The organism is Antarctobacter sp., assembly GCF_034670325.1.
GTDB lineage: Bacteria > Pseudomonadota > Alphaproteobacteria > Rhodobacterales > Rhodobacteraceae > Antarctobacter.
The window spans coordinates 1-17,918 of sequence record NZ_JAXMNR010000014.1 but is presented as its reverse complement, the minus strand read 5'-3'; the positions used below and the strand labels follow the sequence as shown (position 1 = coordinate 17,918).

General features: G+C 61.5%; 17 protein-coding genes. 9 read left to right on the top strand and 8 right to left on the bottom strand.

The window, feature by feature from the left end; translation table 11 throughout:
• From VOI21_RS23245 to VOI21_RS23235, 3 genes are all read right to left on the bottom strand, one after another.
• Entirely contained in the window at window positions 1-1,176 is a 1,176-nt protein-coding gene (locus VOI21_RS23245) for a malate--CoA ligase subunit beta (RefSeq protein ID WP_323772360.1), read from the bottom strand.
• A 23-nt stretch (window positions 1,177-1,199) separates the two neighbouring features.
• Entirely contained in the window at window positions 1,200-2,159 is a 960-nt protein-coding gene (locus VOI21_RS23240) for a CoA ester lyase (RefSeq protein ID WP_323772359.1), read from the bottom strand.
• A gap of 83 nt (window positions 2,160-2,242) precedes the next feature.
• The gene (locus tag VOI21_RS23235) at window positions 2,243-3,445 is read right to left on the bottom strand and encodes a pyridoxal-phosphate-dependent aminotransferase family protein (RefSeq protein WP_323772358.1); all 1,203 of its coding nucleotides are present in this window, start codon (window positions 3,443-3,445) and stop codon (window positions 2,243-2,245) included.
• A 141-nt stretch (window positions 3,446-3,586) separates the two neighbouring features.
• On the opposite strand from VOI21_RS23235, the gene VOI21_RS23230 reads away from it, so the two are divergent.
• Entirely contained in the window at window positions 3,587-4,990 is a 1,404-nt protein-coding gene (locus tag VOI21_RS23230) for a helix-turn-helix domain-containing protein (protein WP_323772357.1), read from the top strand.
• 165 nt (window positions 4,991-5,155) lie between these two features.
• Window positions 5,156-6,805: an ABC transporter substrate-binding protein gene (locus VOI21_RS23225; RefSeq protein ID WP_323772356.1), complete on the top strand. Its 1,650-nt coding sequence runs from the start codon at window positions 5,156-5,158 to the stop codon at window positions 6,803-6,805.
• A gap of 86 nt (window positions 6,806-6,891) precedes the next feature.
• Here VOI21_RS23225 and tdh read toward each other — a convergent pair whose 3' ends face one another.
• From tdh to VOI21_RS23210, 3 genes are all read right to left on the bottom strand, one after another.
• On the bottom strand, window positions 6,892-7,929 hold the full coding sequence (gene tdh, locus VOI21_RS23220; protein ID WP_323772355.1) for an L-threonine 3-dehydrogenase: 1,038 nt from the start codon (window positions 7,927-7,929) through the stop codon (window positions 6,892-6,894).
• Window positions 7,926-9,113 (bottom strand): glycine C-acetyltransferase, encoded by a 1,188-nt coding sequence (locus VOI21_RS23215; protein ID WP_323772354.1) that lies wholly within the window; start codon window positions 9,111-9,113, stop codon window positions 7,926-7,928. The genes tdh and VOI21_RS23215 overlap by 4 nt, the downstream gene beginning before the upstream one ends.
• A 98-nt stretch (window positions 9,114-9,211) precedes the next feature.
• The gene (locus VOI21_RS23210) at window positions 9,212-9,772 is read right to left on the bottom strand and encodes an XRE family transcriptional regulator (RefSeq protein ID WP_323772399.1); all 561 of its coding nucleotides are present in this window, start codon (window positions 9,770-9,772) and stop codon (window positions 9,212-9,214) included.
• Between the two features lie 102 nt (window positions 9,773-9,874).
• On the opposite strand from VOI21_RS23210, the gene VOI21_RS23205 reads away from it, so the two are divergent.
• Entirely contained in the window at window positions 9,875-10,792 is a 918-nt protein-coding gene (locus VOI21_RS23205; RefSeq protein WP_323772353.1) for an aminotransferase class IV, read from the top strand.
• A gap of 9 nt (window positions 10,793-10,801) precedes the next feature.
• Here VOI21_RS23205 and VOI21_RS23200 read toward each other — a convergent pair whose 3' ends face one another.
• The gene (locus tag VOI21_RS23200) at window positions 10,802-11,092 is read right to left on the bottom strand and encodes a hypothetical protein (RefSeq protein WP_323772352.1); all 291 of its coding nucleotides are present in this window, start codon (window positions 11,090-11,092) and stop codon (window positions 10,802-10,804) included.
• A gap of 1 nt (window position 11,093) precedes the next feature.
• Entirely contained in the window at window positions 11,094-11,309 is a 216-nt protein-coding gene (locus VOI21_RS23195; RefSeq protein WP_323772351.1) for a hypothetical protein, read from the bottom strand.
• 238 nt (window positions 11,310-11,547) lie between these two features.
• On the opposite strand from VOI21_RS23195, the gene VOI21_RS23190 reads away from it, so the two are divergent.
• From VOI21_RS23190 to VOI21_RS23165, 6 genes are all read left to right on the top strand, one after another.
• Window positions 11,548-12,273 (top strand): GntR family transcriptional regulator, encoded by a 726-nt coding sequence (locus VOI21_RS23190; protein WP_323772350.1) that lies wholly within the window; start codon window positions 11,548-11,550, stop codon window positions 12,271-12,273.
• A 29-nt stretch (window positions 12,274-12,302) separates the two neighbouring features.
• Window positions 12,303-13,709, top strand: coding sequence for a vanillate/3-O-methylgallate O-demethylase (ligM, locus tag VOI21_RS23185; RefSeq protein ID WP_323772349.1), 1,407 nt, complete (start codon window positions 12,303-12,305; stop codon window positions 13,707-13,709).
• Between the two features lie 118 nt (window positions 13,710-13,827).
• Complete coding sequence (locus tag VOI21_RS23180) at window positions 13,828-14,805, top strand: TRAP transporter substrate-binding protein (protein ID WP_323772348.1); 978 nt, start codon at window positions 13,828-13,830, stop codon at window positions 14,803-14,805.
• Entirely contained in the window at window positions 14,806-15,315 is a 510-nt protein-coding gene (locus VOI21_RS23175) for a TRAP transporter small permease (protein ID WP_323772347.1), read from the top strand.
• Window positions 15,312-16,616: a TRAP transporter large permease gene (locus VOI21_RS23170; protein ID WP_323772346.1), complete on the top strand. Its 1,305-nt coding sequence runs from the start codon at window positions 15,312-15,314 to the stop codon at window positions 16,614-16,616. Before VOI21_RS23175 ends, VOI21_RS23170 begins: the two co-directional genes overlap by 4 nt.
• 12 nt (window positions 16,617-16,628) lie before the next feature.
• Window positions 16,629-17,816: a LysR family transcriptional regulator gene (locus VOI21_RS23165; RefSeq protein WP_323772345.1), complete on the top strand. Its 1,188-nt coding sequence runs from the start codon at window positions 16,629-16,631 to the stop codon at window positions 17,814-17,816.
• The last annotated feature ends 102 nt before the right edge of the window (window positions 17,817-17,918 follow it).

Genomic DNA, 17,918 nt, shown 5'->3' with positions numbered 1-17,918 from the left:
TCAGGCTGCAGCGGATTGCGGGCGGGCGGCGACGGCCTTTTGGGCGGCCTCCTCCAGCGTGACGGCGCTGATGATGGGCAGGCCGCTTTCGCGGATGATTTTTTGCCCTTTTTCGACGTTGGTGCCGCTCAGGCGCACCACAACCGGGATCTGGATGCCGACCTCGCGGTAGGCCTGGATCACCCCCTTCGCGATCCAGTCACAGCGGTTGATTCCGGCGAAGATGTTGACAAGGATCACGCTGACGTTGGCGTCCGACAGGACCGTGCGGAACGCCTGACAGACCCGCTGTGGCGAGGCACCACCGCCGATGTCGAGAAAGTTCGCAGGGGCACCACCCGCAAGCTGGATCATGTCCATCGAGGCCATGGCGAGGCCCGCGCCGTTGATGATGCAGCCGATGTCTCCATCCAGGCCCACATAGGCCAGCCCGTTGTCAAAGGCGGTCGCCTCACGCGGGTCTTCCTGGCTGGGATCGCGCAGCGCGGCGATGCCGGGGTGTTTGTACAGCGCATTGGTGTCAAAGGACATTTTCGCATCCAGCGCAACCAGATCGCCCGCTCCGGTGATCACCAGCGGGTTGATCTCGACCATCATGGCGTCAAGATCGCGGTAGGCGCGATAACAGGCCCGCAGGAAGGTCGAGAACTGGTCGACTTGCTTGCCCTCCAGCCCAAGGCGAAAGCCCAGTTCACGCGCTTGATACAGCGCCAGCCCAACGGCAGGGTCGATCACGCTGCGCACAAGGCTGTCGGGGTCTTCTTCGGCGAGGTCCTCAATCTCCATCCCGCCGTGCCCGGAGGCGACGATCATGATCCGCTCTGACTTTCGGTCCAGCACAAAGCCAAGGTACAACTCCTGTGCAATGTCAGAGGCTTCCTCGACCCACAGACGATAGACCCCCTTGCCATTTGCGTCGGTCTGCTTGGTCACTAGCTGCTTGCCCAGCAGGCCACGGGCGAACTCCGCCACCTCGGCCTCAGTCTTGCAGACTTTGACGCCGCCCACTTCGCCGCGACCGCCGGAATGGATCTGCGCCTTGACCACCCAAGCGTCGCCACCCAGCTCACGGGCGCAGTAGGCCGCCTGTTCCGGCGAATAGGCCAGCCCGCCGCGCGGCACCGGGACGCCAAAGCTTTTCAGGATTTCTTTGGCCTGATGTTCGTGAATATCCATGCTAATTCCTCCCCTGACGGCGATTATTCTGCCGCGATGTCTGTGCTTTTCGTGGCAATGGCCTGCGCCATGTCGATGACGTTGCGGGCCATCTTTTCGCTTGCGGCGTCGATCATCTTGCCGTCAAGACTGGCAGCGCCATTGCCTGCGGCCTCTGCCGATCTCAGTTCCTCGATAATGCGCTGCGCCTTGATGACTTCGGCCTCTGGCGGGCTGAAGACGTCATTCGCCATGACGATCTGGCTGGGATGAATGGCCCACTTGCCCTCACATCCCAGCGCCGCCGCACGCCGCGCGCCTGCGACATAGCCCTGACCGTCGCTGAAATCGCCAAAAGGTCCATCAATGGCGCGCAGCCCGTAAGCGCGGCAAGCGATGACCATCCGGGTGATCGAGGCGTGCCACTGGTCGCCCGGATAATCGGGGTTCAGCCCGCCTATGTTCACCGTCCGCGCCCGCATACTGGCGGCATAGTCGGCGACACCAAAGTGCAGCGCCTCCAGACGCCCGCCGAACTGGGCGATTGCCTCGACGTTGGCCATTCCCAACGCGGTTTCGATCAACGCCTCTAGACCCACGCGGTTGGTCAGCCCGCAGGCCTGTTCGATCTGGTTGATCATCGCCTCGACCATGTAGAGGTCCGCAGGCACGCCGACCTTGGGCACAAGGATTGTGTCGATCCGGTCGCCGGCCTGCTCCATGATGTCGACCACGTCGCGGTACATGTAATGCGTGTCCAGCCCGTTGATCCGCACCGACACCGTCTTGCCCTTGGCCGCCCAGTCGATGTCGTTCAGCAGTTCCACGGCGTTCTTGCGGGCCTGATCCTTTTCCGGCGGCGCGACCGCGTCCTCAAGATCAAGGAACACGTAGTCAGCGGCGCTGTCGGCGGCCTTTTCGACCATGCCGGGGTTCGAGGCGGGCACGGCCAGTTCAGAACGGTGCAGGCGCTGCTTGCGAAGGGGGTGAAGCGTATGGGACATGTTTCAGACTTTCATTTGACAAAGGATGAGTGCCCGCGCCTGCCGAGGGGCGCAGTCCGGGACGAACCGGCTGTGCAGAGGATTTATTCGGCGGCGACCGCGTAGGTTTGCGGCGTGCCCGCGCCTTCGGCGAACCAGGCCTGCGCGGCACCTGTACCAGAGCCAGGAACAACGCCCGCGCCGGCCCGCATCAACGACAGTTCCGCGAGGCTGAGCGCGGTCAGCGCCATGCCTTCGTTGAAATCGCCCAAGTGACCGATGCGAAAGACCTTGCCGTTCAGCCGCCCAAGACCAGATCCAAACGACGCGTTGAATTCGTCATAGGCAATGCGCAGCACTTCGCGCGCGTCGACGTCCTGCGGCACGCGGATCGCGCTGACGGTGTCGGAGTAATAGCTGTGATGCTCCGCCACCAGATCCAGCCCCCAGGCCTGCACCCCCCGGCGGATGCCTTCGGCAAGCCGCGTGTGGCGGGCAAAGACCGCCTCCAGCCCTTCGGCAAAGATCCGGTCCAGCGCGGCCCGAAGCCCGTGCAGCAGCGGCGTCGGCGGGGTGTAGGGAAAATAGCCATCGGCGTTCATCGCGCGCATGTCGGCAAAGTCATAGTAGGCGCGGCGCATGGTGGCTGTCCGCGACGCCTCCAACGCCTTTTGGCTGACGCCGAGAATGCCCAGCCCCGCAGGCATCATCATGCCTTTCTGGCTGCCGGTAACGGCAAGATCGACGCCCCATTCGTCCATGCGGAAATCCATGGACCCGATGGACGAAACGCCGTCAACGAAAAGCAGCGCGTCGTGAAAGGTGCTGTCCAGCGCGCGGCGCACGGCGGCCACATCGGACACAACGCCGGTCGCGGTCTCATTGTGGGTGACGAAGACCGCCTTGATCTCATCCTGCACGTCGCGGCCAAGGATGCGTTCGAACTCTCCCACCGGGGCGCTGGCCCCCCAGGGCAGATCGACCACGACAGGGTCCAGCCCCAGCATTTCCGCCATCTTGACCCAGAGCGTCGAAAACTGACCATAGCGCGCCATCAACACCTTGTCGCCGGGGTTCAGCGTGTTGGTGATTGCCGCCTCCCAAGCCGAGGTGCCAGAGCCGGGGAACAGCATGACCTCGCCTGTTCCGGTCTTGAACACACGCTTGAGGTCGGAAAACAGACCCAGCGTCAACTGGCCGAAATCGCTGGCGCGCTGGTCCTGCTGCGGGACGTTCATCGCCTGCCGCACGGCCTCTGGCACATTGGTCGGTCCGGGAATGAAGAGATGTGTCTGTCCGGTACGCATGGCGGTTCTCCCTATCGAATGACAGGGACCATGCGCCATACATTCGGAAACCGGAAACACTCCCGGGTCCTGCTGTAAATGCGAGATTTTACAAAACTGAATATTTGTAAATTTGTAAAATTTCGTATACTGTGAAATACCATGAAGACCTTCATCGGCCCCCGCCTGCGCCGGCTGCGCATCGAACACGGACAGACACAGGTCCAGATGGCCAAGGCGCTTGGCATCTCGACCTCTTATGTAAACCTGCTGGAAAAGAACGAGCGCAGCATTTCAGTGCCCGTCCTGCTCAAGCTGTTCGAGGCCTATGGCGTCGATTGGCGCGACATCGCCGAGGACGACGATACCGCGCAGCTTGCCGACATTCGCGCTGTGCTACAGGACCCCTTGTTCGAGAGCGGCCGCCCCGATCTGCCACAATTGCGCGCGGCGCTGGCGCACAGTCCCGACCTTGCCAGTTGCTTTCTGAAACTGCACCGCGCCTATCTGGCCACAAACGACCAGTTAATGAGTATGGCCAGCACCGGTGAGGGCGGAAGCCGTGTTCTGCCATTGACCTCCGAGGCCGTGGTCCACAACTTTTTTCGCAGCAACCGCAACCACTTCGAAGCGCTTGAAGAGGCGGCAGAGGGCTTTTGGTTTGGCGAAGGCGTGGACCCCGACGACATCTATCCGGCGCTCAAACTGCGGCTGAAACACCGGCTTGATCTGCGGGTGCGCATCGTCCCGGTGGCGGACATGCCGCAATCGCTACGTGAGTACGATGAGGACCGGCGTGAGGTCAGATTGTCAGAGGCACTGGACCACCCCAATCGCGTGTTCCAACTGGTGCATGTGGCGGGCCTTCTGGAACAGAAAGAATTGCTGGACGGCATTCTGGAACGCAGCGGGCTGACCGATGCCAAAGGCCGCGCGCGCTGCCGGGTGGAACTGGCCAATTATTTCGCCGCCGCCGTGCTGATGCCCTACGACCGCTTTCTGTTCGAGGCCATTGCGAGCAAGTACGATTTCGACCACCTCGCCACCCGCTTTGGTGTCAGCTTTGAACAGGCGTGCCATCGGGCGACCACGCTGCAGCGCAGCGGAGCGCGCGGCGTGCCGCTGTTCTTTCTGCGAATCGACAAGGCCGGAAACGTCACCAAGCGTTTCAACGCGACCGATTTCCACCTTGCCGAATACGGCGGGGCCTGCCCCCGGCTGGAGGTCCACGCCTGTTTCCGCTCTCCCGGTCTGATCCTGCCGCAGGTGGTCGAGATGCCGGACAAGTCGCAGTTCATCGTTTTTGCGCGCACCGTGGATCGCCCCAGTTTCACCCGACACCGGCAGGATGTGCGGCTGGCCGTTGCCGTGGGCTGCGCCATGGATCACGTCGGCAGCATCGGATACGCCGAAGATCTCAATATCACACAGGCGCGTGCGACGGAGATCGGCATCAACTGCCGTGTCTGTCCCCGCGCCAACTGTGACCAGCGGGCGCATCAGGCGGTGGTTCTGTCCGATCCGGTGGATGAAAACCGGCGCGGCGCCACCCGCTATGCGCTCTGATCGTGCGTGGGCCTTTGTGGCTTTCTTCGGGTTGACCCTTCAGCCACAGCCCTATCTACCTTGACGTGTAGGTCCGGATCGGGCCGACACCAACACTCGTAGACAGAGTCCCTTCCCCCGGCGCACCTCACGTCAAAATTTCCTCTGAAATCGATTGGAGCCCTCATGGCTACTCCCCCCCTTCATCCCGTCGCACGAACCCTTGCTGCCGAACATGCGCGTGGAGAGTTGTCGCGTCGCGAGTTTCTGACGCGCACCACGTCGCTTGGCCTGACAGCCGCCACCGCCTACGGGCTGATCGGCGTCGCCATGCCCTCCGAGGCCCGTGCCCAGCCCGCACAGGGCGGCACATTGCGGATCCAGTCGGACGTGCGCGCGCTCAAGGATCCGCGCACCTATGACTGGCCGCAAATGTCGAATTTTTCGCGTGGCTGGCTGGAATACCTCGTCGAATACCAGCGCGACGGCAGCTTTAAGCCGATGCTGCTGGCAGGCTGGGAGGTCAACGCCGACGCCACGCAATACACGCTGAATGTGCGCCCCGGCGTCACATGGAATGACGGCACGCCGTTTACCGCCGCCGATGTCGCCTTTAATATTACCCGCTGGTGCGATCAGACGGTCGAGGGCAACTCGATGGCGTCGCGGATGTCCACGCTGATCGACCCCGCAACAAAGCAGGCCATCGACGGTGCCATCGTCGCAAGCGATGACCTGACCGTCACGCTGACCCTGCCCGCGCCGGACATCACGCTGATTGCCGGTTTCTCGGACTACCCCGCCGCAATCGTGCCGCAAGACTTCAGCGGCGACCCGATGGCCGATCGCAAAGGCACCGGCCCCTTCATCCCGACCGAACTGGAGGTTGGCGTAAAGTCGGTCATGGTCCGCAACGAGGACCACACTTGGTGGGGCACCGAGGTTTATGGCGGCCCTTATCTGGACCAGATCGAATACATCGATTTCGGAACCGATCAGGTGACCCATTTCTCTGCCGCCGAGTCGGACGAAGTGGACATGCTCTATGAATCGCTGGGCGAATTCGTCGAGTTGTTCGACAGCATCGGCTGGCAAAAATCCGAAACCATCACCGCAAACACGGTGGTGATCCGCACCAACCAGAACGCGGAAATCGACGGCCAGACACCCTATGCGGACGTTCGCGTGCGCCGCGCGCTGGCAATGGCGGTCTCGAATGCGGTCTGCCTTGAGCTTGGCTATGCCGATCAGGGCGAGGTCGCCGAAAACCACCATGTCTGTCCGATCCACCCCGAATATGCCCAACTTCCCGCGCAAGAGCCCGACCCGGCCAAGGCGGCGGCCCTGATGGCGGAAGCCGGGTTTGCGGACTTCGAGCATGAGCTGATCTCGATCGACGACAACTGGCGGCGCGACACCTGCGATGCGGTCGCCGCACAGCTGCGCGATGCCGGTTTCAAGGTGCGTCGCACAATCATCCCCGGCAACACCTTCTGGAACGATTGGGCGGACTACCCGTTCTCAGCGACCGACTGGGCACAGCGCCCCTTGGGAGTGCAGGTTCTGGCTCTGGCCTACCGGTCAGGCGAGGCGTGGAACGAAACCGGCTTTGCCAATGCCGAATTCGACGAGACACTCAAGCAGGCGATGGCCGTCGCCGACGCCGAGACCCGGCGCGCGCTGTCGGCCAAGTTGCAGACGATCATGCAGGACGAAGGCGTTATCATCCAACCTTACTGGCGCGCCACATATCGCCACGCACGCCCGGGCGTCATCGGCGCCGAACAACATCCGACCTTCGAAATCCACGTCTATAAATTGGGCCTTGAGGCCTGAGCCATCAAAAATGCCGCCCTGCGCAGGTTCGCAGGGCGGCACTTTTCCAAAGTCGACCCGCAGTCTGACCTAATTCAGGGCCGGGATCACTGCCAATCCAGCACCACCTTGCCAGAGCGGCCCGACTTCATCACCGAAAAGCCATCGGCAAATTGGTCCACCGGATACCGGTGGGTGATCACCTTGGACACGTCCAGCCCGTTTTCCAGCATCGCGATCATCTTGTACCAGGTCTCGAAGATCTCGCGCCCGTAGACGCCCTTGATCGTGATGGCCTTGAACACGATGCGCGACCAGTCGACCGGCGATTTCCCCGGCGGGATGCCCAGCAGCGCGATCCGGCCGCCCATCACCAGCGTCTCGACCATCTGGTCGAGCGCCACCTGATTGCCCGACATCTCCAGCCCCACGTCAAAGCCTTCGCGCATCTTCAGCCGCGTTTTCACGTCGCGCAGGTCCTCTGTCGCCACGTTGACCGGCACGACGTCGGCCACCTTTTCCGCCAGCGCCAGCCGATCGGGGTTCACATCCGTGATGACAACGTGCCGGGCACCGACGTGCCTCGCGACTGCGGCCGCCATGATTCCGATTGGCCCCGCGCCGGTGATCAGCACGTCTTCGCCTACCAGATCGAAACTCAACGCCGTGTGAACGGCATTTCCCAGCGGGTCCAGAATGGCCCCGATCTCGTCGGGGATCTCGTCCGGCAGCGGCACCACGTTGAAGGCAGGAAGGCGCAAATACTGCGCAAAGGCCCCCTGCTCATTCACGCCAATCCCGCGGGTTTGCGGGTCCAGATGGAACTTGCCCGCCCGCGACTGGCGCGAGTGTTTGCCAATCAGGTGGCCCTCACCACTGCACCGCTGACCGATCTTGAGGTCATCGACGTTGCGGCCAATCTCGACGATCTCACCTGCGAACTCATGGCCCGTCACCAGCGGCACCGGCACCGTCTTTTGTGCCCACTCGTCCCAATTCCAGATGTGTATGTCGGTGCCGCAGATGCCGGTGGCCTTGATCTTTATCAGCACATCATCGGGGCCGATCTCTGGCACAGGGACGCGTTCCATCCACAGGCCTTCCTCGGGCTTGGCCTTGACCAGTGCTTTCATCTGGTTGCTCATGAGATCACCTTTAGTTCGCGCCCGACTTCACCAAAAGCCGCCAGCGCACGGTCCAACTGTTCGCGCGTCAGAGCCGCGCTCATCTGTGTGCGGATGCGGGCCTGTCCGCGCGGCACCACCGGAAAGAAGAAGCCTGAGACATAGACGCCCTTGTCGAACAACCGCGACGCCATGTCCTGCGCCAGTTGCGCCTCCCCCAGCATCACCGGGATGATAGGGTGCTCCCCCGGAAGCAGGTCAAAACCGAGGTCGGTCAGGCCCGCCCGCCAATAGGCGGCGTTCTCAAACAGTTTTGCGCGCAGGTCGTCGCCCTCTTCGACCAGCCGGATCGCCTCGATCCCCGCAGCCACGACAGCGGGCGGCAGCGCGTTGGAAAACAGGTAAGGCCGGGCGCGCTGGCGCAGCAGGTCGATAACCGGCTGGGGACCGGCAATATAGCCGCCGATGGCCCCGCCCAGCGCCTTGCCCAGCGTGCCGGTCAGGATGTCCACATCGACGCCGAAATGCGCGGGCGTCCCCTGCCCCTTTGGCCCCATGAATCCGGTCGCGTGGCAGTCATCGACCATGACCAGCGCATCGTATTTTTCAGCAAGCGCCGTGATCTCAGGCAGCTTGGCCAGATAGCCGTCCATCGAGAACACGCCGTCCGTGGCGATCATGATAAACCGCGCGCCATCTTCGCGCGCCTTTTGCAACTGCGCCTCCAGTTCCGCCATGTCGGAATTGGCGTAGCGATAGCGCCGCGCCTTGCACAGGCGGATCCCGTCGATGATCGACGCATGATTGAGCGCGTCCGAGATGATCGCATCCTCAGGCCCCAAGAGCGGCTCAAACAACCCGCCATTGGCGTCAAAACAAGCGGCGAAAAGGATCGAGTCATCCTTGCCCAGAAACCGCGCCAGCCGGGTTTCCAATTCGCGGTGCAGATCCTGCGTACCGCAGATAAAGCGGACAGAGGCCATGCCGTAGCCTTTTGGCTCCATTGCAGATTTTGCAGCCGTGATCAGGTCAGGGTGGTCTGCAAGGCCAAGATAGTTGTTGGCGCAGAGGCAGATCTTGCTCTGACCGTCCACCATGATTTCACCGCCTTGGGGCGAGGTGATCATGCGCTCACGCTTCATCAATCCCTCGGCGTCGATTTGGGCGAGGGTGTCGGTCATATGGGTCAGGAATCGGTTTGTCATGTCAGCCTCCGTTGCCGGACACGCTAACATAACGGACACATTTCCGAAATAGGGGATTTTCAGTATGACGGATTATTTTCCATCATATCGGCATAAGTTTAAGCGTCCTGCACCACAAGGAAAGCCCGTGCCGGGGCGGCGGCGGCAATCTTGTGCGCCACATCCGCTGCATACCGCGCCGTGTCACCGGGGCCGAGCCGTTCGGTCCCCGCCCCACTGGTGACCTCCACCTCTCCCTCGATGACGCTGAGGTGTTCGCGCGCGCCGCGCGCGTGCGGCAGGCTGTCAAGCATACCACCGGCAGCAAAGCGCAGCTCATAGACCTCATGCCGCCCCGCCTCTTCGGGTGGTGACAGAATGCGGATGGTACAACCCGCGCCACGATTCTCGATCGTCGGCACGTCGCTGGCACGCAGCACCTCGATCTGGCGGGCGGGGGCCTCTTCCAGCAAACCGGCAAAATCGACCTGCAAAGCGCGGGTCAGGTTCCAAAGCGTCGCGATTGTGGGCGAGGATTCGCCCCGCTCTATCTGGCTGACCATACTGCGGGACACGCCCGACAGCTTGGCCACCGCATCTAGCGACAGCCCTTGTGCGCGGCGCGCCTCACGCAGGCGGGCGGGGAGTTTTGCCAAGATGGCGTCGGGATCTTCCGTCATACTGGATGCATAGCGCGCGTATTCCACCCGGACAAGTCCGGTGCTCTTTCCACCGCGTGCCGCCCGTGTCACGGTCCCCGCGATTTCACACAGGACATCCCGATGACCGACAGCCACGTCTCAACTCACGACGCCGCCCCCGACGCGCGCAACGACGATATCCTCATCTACGTGAACGGCGAAATCGTGCACCGGGATGAGGCGCGCGTGTCGGTCTATGACAGCGGCTTTCTGCTAGGTGACGGGATCTGGGAAGGCCTGCGCCTGTACGACGGCCATATCCCCTTTGTGGATGCGCACCTTGACCGGCTGTATGAGGCGGCCCTGTACCTCGACCTCGACATCGGCAAAACGCCGGCCGAACTGACGCAGGCGGTTTGGGACACGCTAAAAGCCAACGAAATGACAACGGACGTGCATATCCGTCTGATGGTCACGCGCGGCCGCAAGAAAAAGCCGTTTCAGCACCCGCATCTAAGCATCTATGGACCGACCATCGTCATCATCGCCGAGCATTCGAAACCCGACGACAGTGTGATCGAGCGCGGAATTTCCTTGTTCACCGTACCGCATCACCGGGGACTGCCGCTGACGCAGGACGCCAAGCTGAACTCGCACTCCAAGCTGAACTGCATCATCGCGCTGAACCACGCGGTGCGGGCAGGCGCGGATGAGGCGCTGATGCTGGACCCGTTCGGGTTTGTGAACACGACCAACGCCTGCAACTTCTTCATCGTGCGCAAAGGCGCGGTTTGGACCTCGACCGGCGATTATTGCATGAACGGGATCACTCGGCAGAAGGTGATCGACCTTTGCCGTGCGTTGGATATCCCTGTCTATGAGCGCAACTATTCGCTTGTAGACACCTATGGCGCCGATGAGGCCTTTCTGACCGGCACGTTTGGCGCGCAAACCCCGGTGTTTACGATTGACGGGCGTGTGATTGGCGGCGGCAAGGCCGGGCCGGTGTTCCACCGCATCCGCGCGGCCTACAAGGCGATGATCGCGCGCGGCGACTGACACGCCGCTTCAGACAAACCCCAGGATCGTGTCGGTGCCCGCCGGACCGCTCGCCGTCCCCGCGCCCAGACCAACCGTCACCTGCACCGCGTAGGCGGAAAAATTCAGCGTGTCGTTGCCATTCCCTGCTTCGCCACCGATCAGGGTCTCATTGCCCGATCCGCCGATAATGTGCTCGTACTGCATCGAAACGCGGTCCCCGGCGGCTACAGGATCGAGGGAACTGCTGACGGCCCAGTAGGACGACCCGTTGGTAATATCGAGATGCCCCCCCGTCGTGGTCGCGGAGTAATCCAGCATGTCATTGCCAGCCCCACCCGATCAGCGCATCCACGCCCAGTCCCGGCACCTCCCAGTCATCGCCGGACCCGCCGTCAAGCGACTCCGCGCCATCCCCGGCAAACGGCGTGTCATTCCCTCCCAGCCCAAGCAGCCAATCGGAAAAGATACTGCCATTGTTGACGTCGTTTCCATCTGTCGCCGTAGCGAAGATCACTCCGCTATCACGATGTGCCATGTGCCCCCAGACCTCCATTGTCGATGCCGCTGTGGCGTTCGTGCCGAGAGTTAAAGGAGGGCAAGAGACGCGGAGCATTGATCCCAGGCAACGCCCCCAAGATGGAGATAATCGGCGCACTTCATAAAACGGTATACAGAAAACACCTCAACGCGAGACCTAAGCCAGAAAAATTCGATCTATTGACAGAATCTGTATACAGGATAACTTTCCGACATCGCCCTTTGGGAGGAGAGGCATGGATCGGCAAGAACGCAGTGCGCAGTTCGCGCGCGCCCTCATGGAATTGCGCTCTCTGGTGCTCAACGGAGAGTATGCCGGGGGTGAACGTCTGGCCGAAACGGTGCTGGCCGACAGGCTGGGCCTGTCGCGCACACCGCTGCGTCAGGCGATGGACCGTCTGGTAGACGAAGGCCTGCTGGAACGGATCGAAACCGGCGGATGCCGCGCGGCGCGGTTTTCCAAGGCCGATATCCACGATGCCATCGAATTGCGCGGCGTGCTGGAGGGTACGGCAGCGCGTCTTGCGGCGGAACGCGGCGCCCTGCCCGACCTTGCCAGCCGCATGGTTGAGGTGCTGGAACAGTTGGACGTCGCGGTGGCAGGTACGCTGGATTTCAAGGCCTATGTGCCCCTCAACGCCGAGTTCCACGACCTACTGGCCAATCTTGCTGGCAGCGCGGTGATCGCCCGCGAGGTAGAGCGTGCCGGCCGCCTTCCCGCCGCCTCGCCTTCGGCGTTCATGCAGGGGCAAGAGCTGATCCCGGATTTCCGCGAAAGCCTGACACGCGCACAGCGCCAGCATCGCGACATCTTTGACGCCATACAAAACCGGCAAGGCAGCCGCGCCGAGGCGCTGGCCCGCGAACATGCGCGTCTTGCCCGCACCAACCTTGAATACGTGACGCAGGAAGAGCCGGAACTGGCCGAAAAAGTGCCGGGACTGTCCCTTATCGCGAACTGACATTTTGACATAGGGAGAGAGGACCAACCATGCCCAGTCTCAACGACGCAATGAAAGCCTGGAACAATCCGGTAGAGATGCTGCGAAATTCGCAGGCAGGAATGTATGTCTACCCGGTGGTAACGCCGGAGTTTCAGAACTGGCGCAACGAACAGGCGGCGTGGCGCGAAACGGCTGTGCTGTTTGACCAGTCACACCACATGGATGAGGTGATCGTCGAGGGTCCGCAGGCGACAGAGTTCTTGTCTCATCACGGGATCAACTCTTTCTCAAATTTCGACCTGAACCGGGCCAAGCATTTTGTGCCGGTCACGCCCAATGGCCATGTCATCGGCGACCACATCATCTTTCGTGAGCGTGAAGACAAATACATCCTCGTCGGGCGCGCTCCGACCTCGAACTGGCTGATGTTTGCCGCCGCTTGGGGCAAATGGAATGTCCGGTTGCGGCACGACCCCCGCTCTCCCTCGCGGCCCGAAGGGGAGCGTGTGATCCGCGAGCATTATCGCTATCAGATCCAAGGGCCGGACGCGCCGAAAATCTTCGAGAAGATGAACGGCGGGCCGATCCCTGACATCAAGTTCTTTCACGTCGACCAGATCAATGTCGGCTCCAAGAAGGTGCAGGCGCTGCGCCACGGCATGTCCGGCGCGCCGGGGCTGGAGATCTGGGGGCCGTACAAGGACAAGGATTACATCCACTCTGTCATTCTGGAGTCCGCCCGCGAGGCCGGTGTGAACCTCGTTCAGTGCGGCAGCCGCGCCTATTCGACCAACACGCTGGAATCCGGCTGGATTCCATCCCCGCTGCCCGGAATCTACACCGGCGACGGGATGCTGGCGGACTACCGCGACTGGCTGGGTGCCGACATGTATGAGGCCGCAGGCGCTATCGGCGGCTCCTTTGTCAGCGACAACATCGAGGATTACTACGTCAACCCCTTCGAACTCGGCTATAACTTTTACATCGGCTGGAAGAAGGATGATTTCATTGGCAAAGCCGCTCTGGAAAAGATCAAGTCAGAGGGCGCGACCCGCAAGAAGGTTACGTTTGAGTGGAACCGCGACGACGTGCTGAAGGTGATCGCCAGCGGCTTTGAAGAAGGGCTGCCGTACAAGTGGATCGACTTCCCTCAGCCGAACTACGCCTCCTCCAGTGCGGATATGGTGATGCGCGACGGGCAGAAGGTCGGCATGTCGATGTTCAACGGCTATAGCTGGAATGAACGCTGCATGCTGTCGCTGGGCGTTGTGAACAACGACGTCGAAGTGGGCGATGTGCTGACGTTGATCTGGGGAGAGCCGGACGACACTGCCAAAACCTCGACCGAAAAGCACAAGCAGGCCGAAATCCGGGTGCGTGTCGCCCCGACGCCCTATGCAAAGGAAGCCCGCGAAACCTATGCGGACAGCTGGCGCACCAAGGCGGCGCAATAGCAAGATTTCATGCCCTCACGGGCGGAATGCATTTCTTTCCGGGCATAGTGGTACGCTACTGTGGCCGGAAAACAGAGCGAGCCGGGGAGGGTTCGCCACACCAACCGGGAGGAATACCATGAAACTGACCCATATGATTGCGGGTGCCACTGTCGCGGCGACACTGGCGGTGACCGCGCAGGCGCAAGAGTTGAAATTTGCGAATTTCACCCCGCCCTTTCACACAATCAACGCCAGCGTGATCGAAAAACTGAACGCTGATTTGACCGCCGCGACCGATGGTGCGGTCACAGTGCGCGGCTATCACGGCGGCGAACTGGGCGCAGGCCCGGTGGAACAATATGTGCGCGCGGTGCAGGGCGTGTCCGACATGGTGTGGGGTCTGCCAGGTTATACCTCGTCGCAGTTCCAAAAGACGATGATTGTCGAACTGCCCAACGCCATCCCGCTGGACCAGCCGGGCTATGTCGCCCTCTGGGCGGCCTTTGACGAGATCAGCGGCGAGTTTCCGGCCACCAAACCGATCGCCTTGTGGACCTCGGAACCGAATATTTTCATCATGAAGGACGTGCAAATCCGCAAGCCGTCGGACCTTGCCGGGCTCAAGGTCCGGGTTGCCGGTGCCACCGCCGCAGAAGTCGCAGAGGCACTGGGGGCGACCCCGGTACAGATGCCGATCAACCAAGTCTACAACGCATTGCAGACCGGGCTGATCGATGGCGTGATCACCGGTGCGTCGACCCTGTCGGACTTCAAACTGGACGAAGTTGCGGACAGCTACACCATCGGTGCCAACCTTGGCCGCCTCGCCTTTTACACGGTGATGGGACAGGGGTCTTATGACAAACTGTCCGCCGAGGCCAAGGCCGCCGTCGACGCCGCCGCCGGGATCGAGGTTTCAAAATCCGCCGAGATCGCGTGGAATGCCACCGCGGATGCTGCCCTTGAGGCGGCGCGCGCCGACGACCGGAACGTGGTGATCGACCTGTCCCCCGAAGAGGCACAGGCGTTTTCCGATGCCGTCGCCGATGTGGTCAACGGCTATGTCGCCGAAGTCAACGGCGACGCCGCATTGGCCAAGATGCGAGGAGAGTGAGTGCTCAACTCTCTCAGGACGGTTGCGGACGGGCTGATACGCCTGTCCGCGGCTATCGGCACACTGGCCCTGCTGGCCGAGGTTGGGGTGATCCTTGTGGATGTGATTGGCCGTGCCTTTGGCCATCCGCTGTTCGGCAGTCAGGACCTGATCACCATGATCATGGTTATGCTTGTCTTCGGCGGCATGGCCCTGTGTGACCGGAGCGGAGGCCATATCGCGGTCGATCTGTTCCAGAAATCCTTTCCGCCGCTGCTGAACCGTGTCATCGACGTGCTCTCTGCCCTCTTGGGCGCAGTGATCTTTGCCTTTATCGCCTGGGCGATCTGGGAAAGCGCGAAACTGAGCGTGATGCTCAACCTGTCCACCAATCTGTTGCGCCTTCCCAAGGTCTGGTTCCAGTGGGGCCTGTGCGGCTTTGCGGTGCTGACGGCACTTGGCCTGATGTTGCGCGCGCTGGAATTGACGATCTCAGGCCGTGACGTGCGAACCGAATGGAACAACACATGAGCGGCGGCGCTGTCGGTATCCTTGGAATCGCGTTTCTACTTGTGCTGTTGATGCTGCGCATCCCGGTGGCCTTTGCGATGTTCCTTATCGGCTTTCTGGGGATCTGGCACCTGAACGGCTGGAACGCGGCCATGGGCCTGCTGTCCTCGGAAACCTTCACGCTGGCCTCAAACCCGGAACTGGTGATCATCCCGCTGTTCATTCTGATGGGCAACGTGGCGACAGTCACCGGGATGAGCCGTCAGCTATATGACGCAGCCTATGCGCTGATCGGGCAAATTCGCGGCGGGCTGGCCTCGGCCACGGTGATCGGATGCGGCGGGTTTGCCGCCCTGTCCGGGTCATCGGTGGCCTCAGCCCTGACGATGGGCAAAGTCTCGCTGCGTGAAATGGACCGTTTCAACTATGACAAACGCCTATCGACAGGGGTGGTCGCCGCCGGAGGCACGCTGGGTATCCTGATCCCGCCCTCGACCGGTTTTGTGATCTACGCGATCCTGACCGAACAAAGCATCGGACGCCTGTTCCTCGCCGGGGTTCTGCCCGGCTTGCTGTTGCTCTCCGCCTTTATCCTGACAATCACCCTGATGTGCTGGATCTGGCCCGCGCTGGGCCCCGCCGGTCCGCGCACCAGCATGGCGGACAAAAGCCGCAAGCTGCTGGGCGCTCTACCGATCCTCATCGTCATCCTGCTGACCATCGGCGGCATCTATGCCGGTTTCTTTTCCCCGACCGAAGCGGCAGGCGTCGGCGCGGGATTTGTCATCCTCTACGGAATTGTGACCCGCACCCTGGGGCTGCGCGCCTTTTGGGAAGCCGCCAAAGACAGCATCGTGACGACGGCAACTGTTATGCTGATCCTGATCGCGGCTCATATGATCAACCCCTTCCTTGCCCTCAGCCATATCCCGACAGTCGTGGGAGAGTTCCTTAGCAATCTTGGGACCGGGAGCATCGGCACGCTGATCGTAATCCTGCTGGTGTATCTCGTGCTGGGCTGCTTTCTCGAAGGGTTTGCCATGCTTGTCCTGACCCTGCCGATCTTCTTCCCGGTCATTATCGACCTTGGCATCGATCCAATCTGGTTCGGGGTGTTGGTCGTGCTTACGCTGGAAATGGGCCTGATCTCACCGCCCGTGGGGCTTAACGTATTTATCGTTAAGTCCGTGGCGCCGAACGTCGATCTGGGGACAATCTTTCGCGGGGTTCTGCCATTCTGGCTGGCAATGATGGCGACACTGGCGGTCTTGATTGCCTTTCCCCAGATTTCCCTCATCCTGCCAAATACGATGTTCAACTAGACAGGCCGACCCATGGCAGACGCGCAGGTGATCCCCCGCAATCTCAGACACCTGCGCCTGCTTCCAGCCATCGCGGATCAACGCTCATTGACGGGGGCTGCGCATGTCTGCGGCTTGTCACAAACCGCCGTCACCCATGCGCTGCACAAACTTGAAGCCGCCATCGGCAATGCGCTTTTCGATCGCAACAGCGCAGGCGCTTTTCCGACACAGCGCGGCGCGGTCCTGCTTGCCCGGGTGAGACGCGCAATGGAGAGACTGGACCCCGCGTTGGAAAGCGTCACTCCCGGGCTGTCGCGTGTGGTGACCCACTCGCAGTTAACGGCTCTCATTGCCACAGCCGACAGTGGCAATGTCACCTTGGCCGCGCGGCGCCTGAAACTTGCGCAACCCACGGTACACCGCGCAGTCACCGACCTTGAGAAAGCTGCTGGTCGACCGCTTTTTGATCGCGCCGCAAACGGTCTGCTGCCTCGGCGTGCCTGCCTTGCGCTGTGCCGGGCCGCTCGTCTGGCCTTTGCAGAACTGGATCAGGCAGAGGCCGACTTGGATGAATTTGACGGTCGCGAAGGGGGCAAGATCGTGATCGGTGCACTGCCTTTGTCGCGGTCCAGTCTGTTGCCCTCCGCTTTGGTCGCCTTCAGAAAGGAACGCCCCAACACACCCGTCACGGTTCTGGATGGGCGGTACGAAGATCTGCTTGCAGGTTTGGTTTCCGGCGAAGTCGACATGATATTAGGCGCACTCCGTGACCCGGCCCCGATCGCCGAAGTCGAGCAACACGCCTTGTTCGATGACCGGCTGTGCTTCGTGGCCGGACCTGAACACCCTATGGCAAATGCCCCTGCCCCTTCGGTCGACGCCCTTGCCAAACAGGCATGGATTGTTCCCCGCGAAGGGGCACCAGCCCGCCGCCAGTTCGAGACGTTCTTTAGGGAGCGCGGCCTGCCCCCGCCGCAAAGCGTGGTCGAGAGTGGGTCAGTGTTGCTGATGCGGGAAACATTAAGACAGAGCGACATGCTGGGCTGTATTTCGGGCGGTCAGGCCGCTGCGGAAATACGCCAAGGTCTTATGGTTCGTCTTTCGGTTCAGCCCGATCTTCCCGTACGTCGGATCGGTTTGACGCATCGTTCCGGGTGGTACCCGACGGCGAGTCAGGAGCGGTTTCTGTCCCACTTGCATTCAGATACGAGTATTTGAATATGGATTTTTGTATATGATTGGACGGACAAAAGCCCCCGCGAGTGTTTACTCGTGGGGGCTTTTGTATTTGGATATGTATAGAGCTGTTGGTTTTTTCTA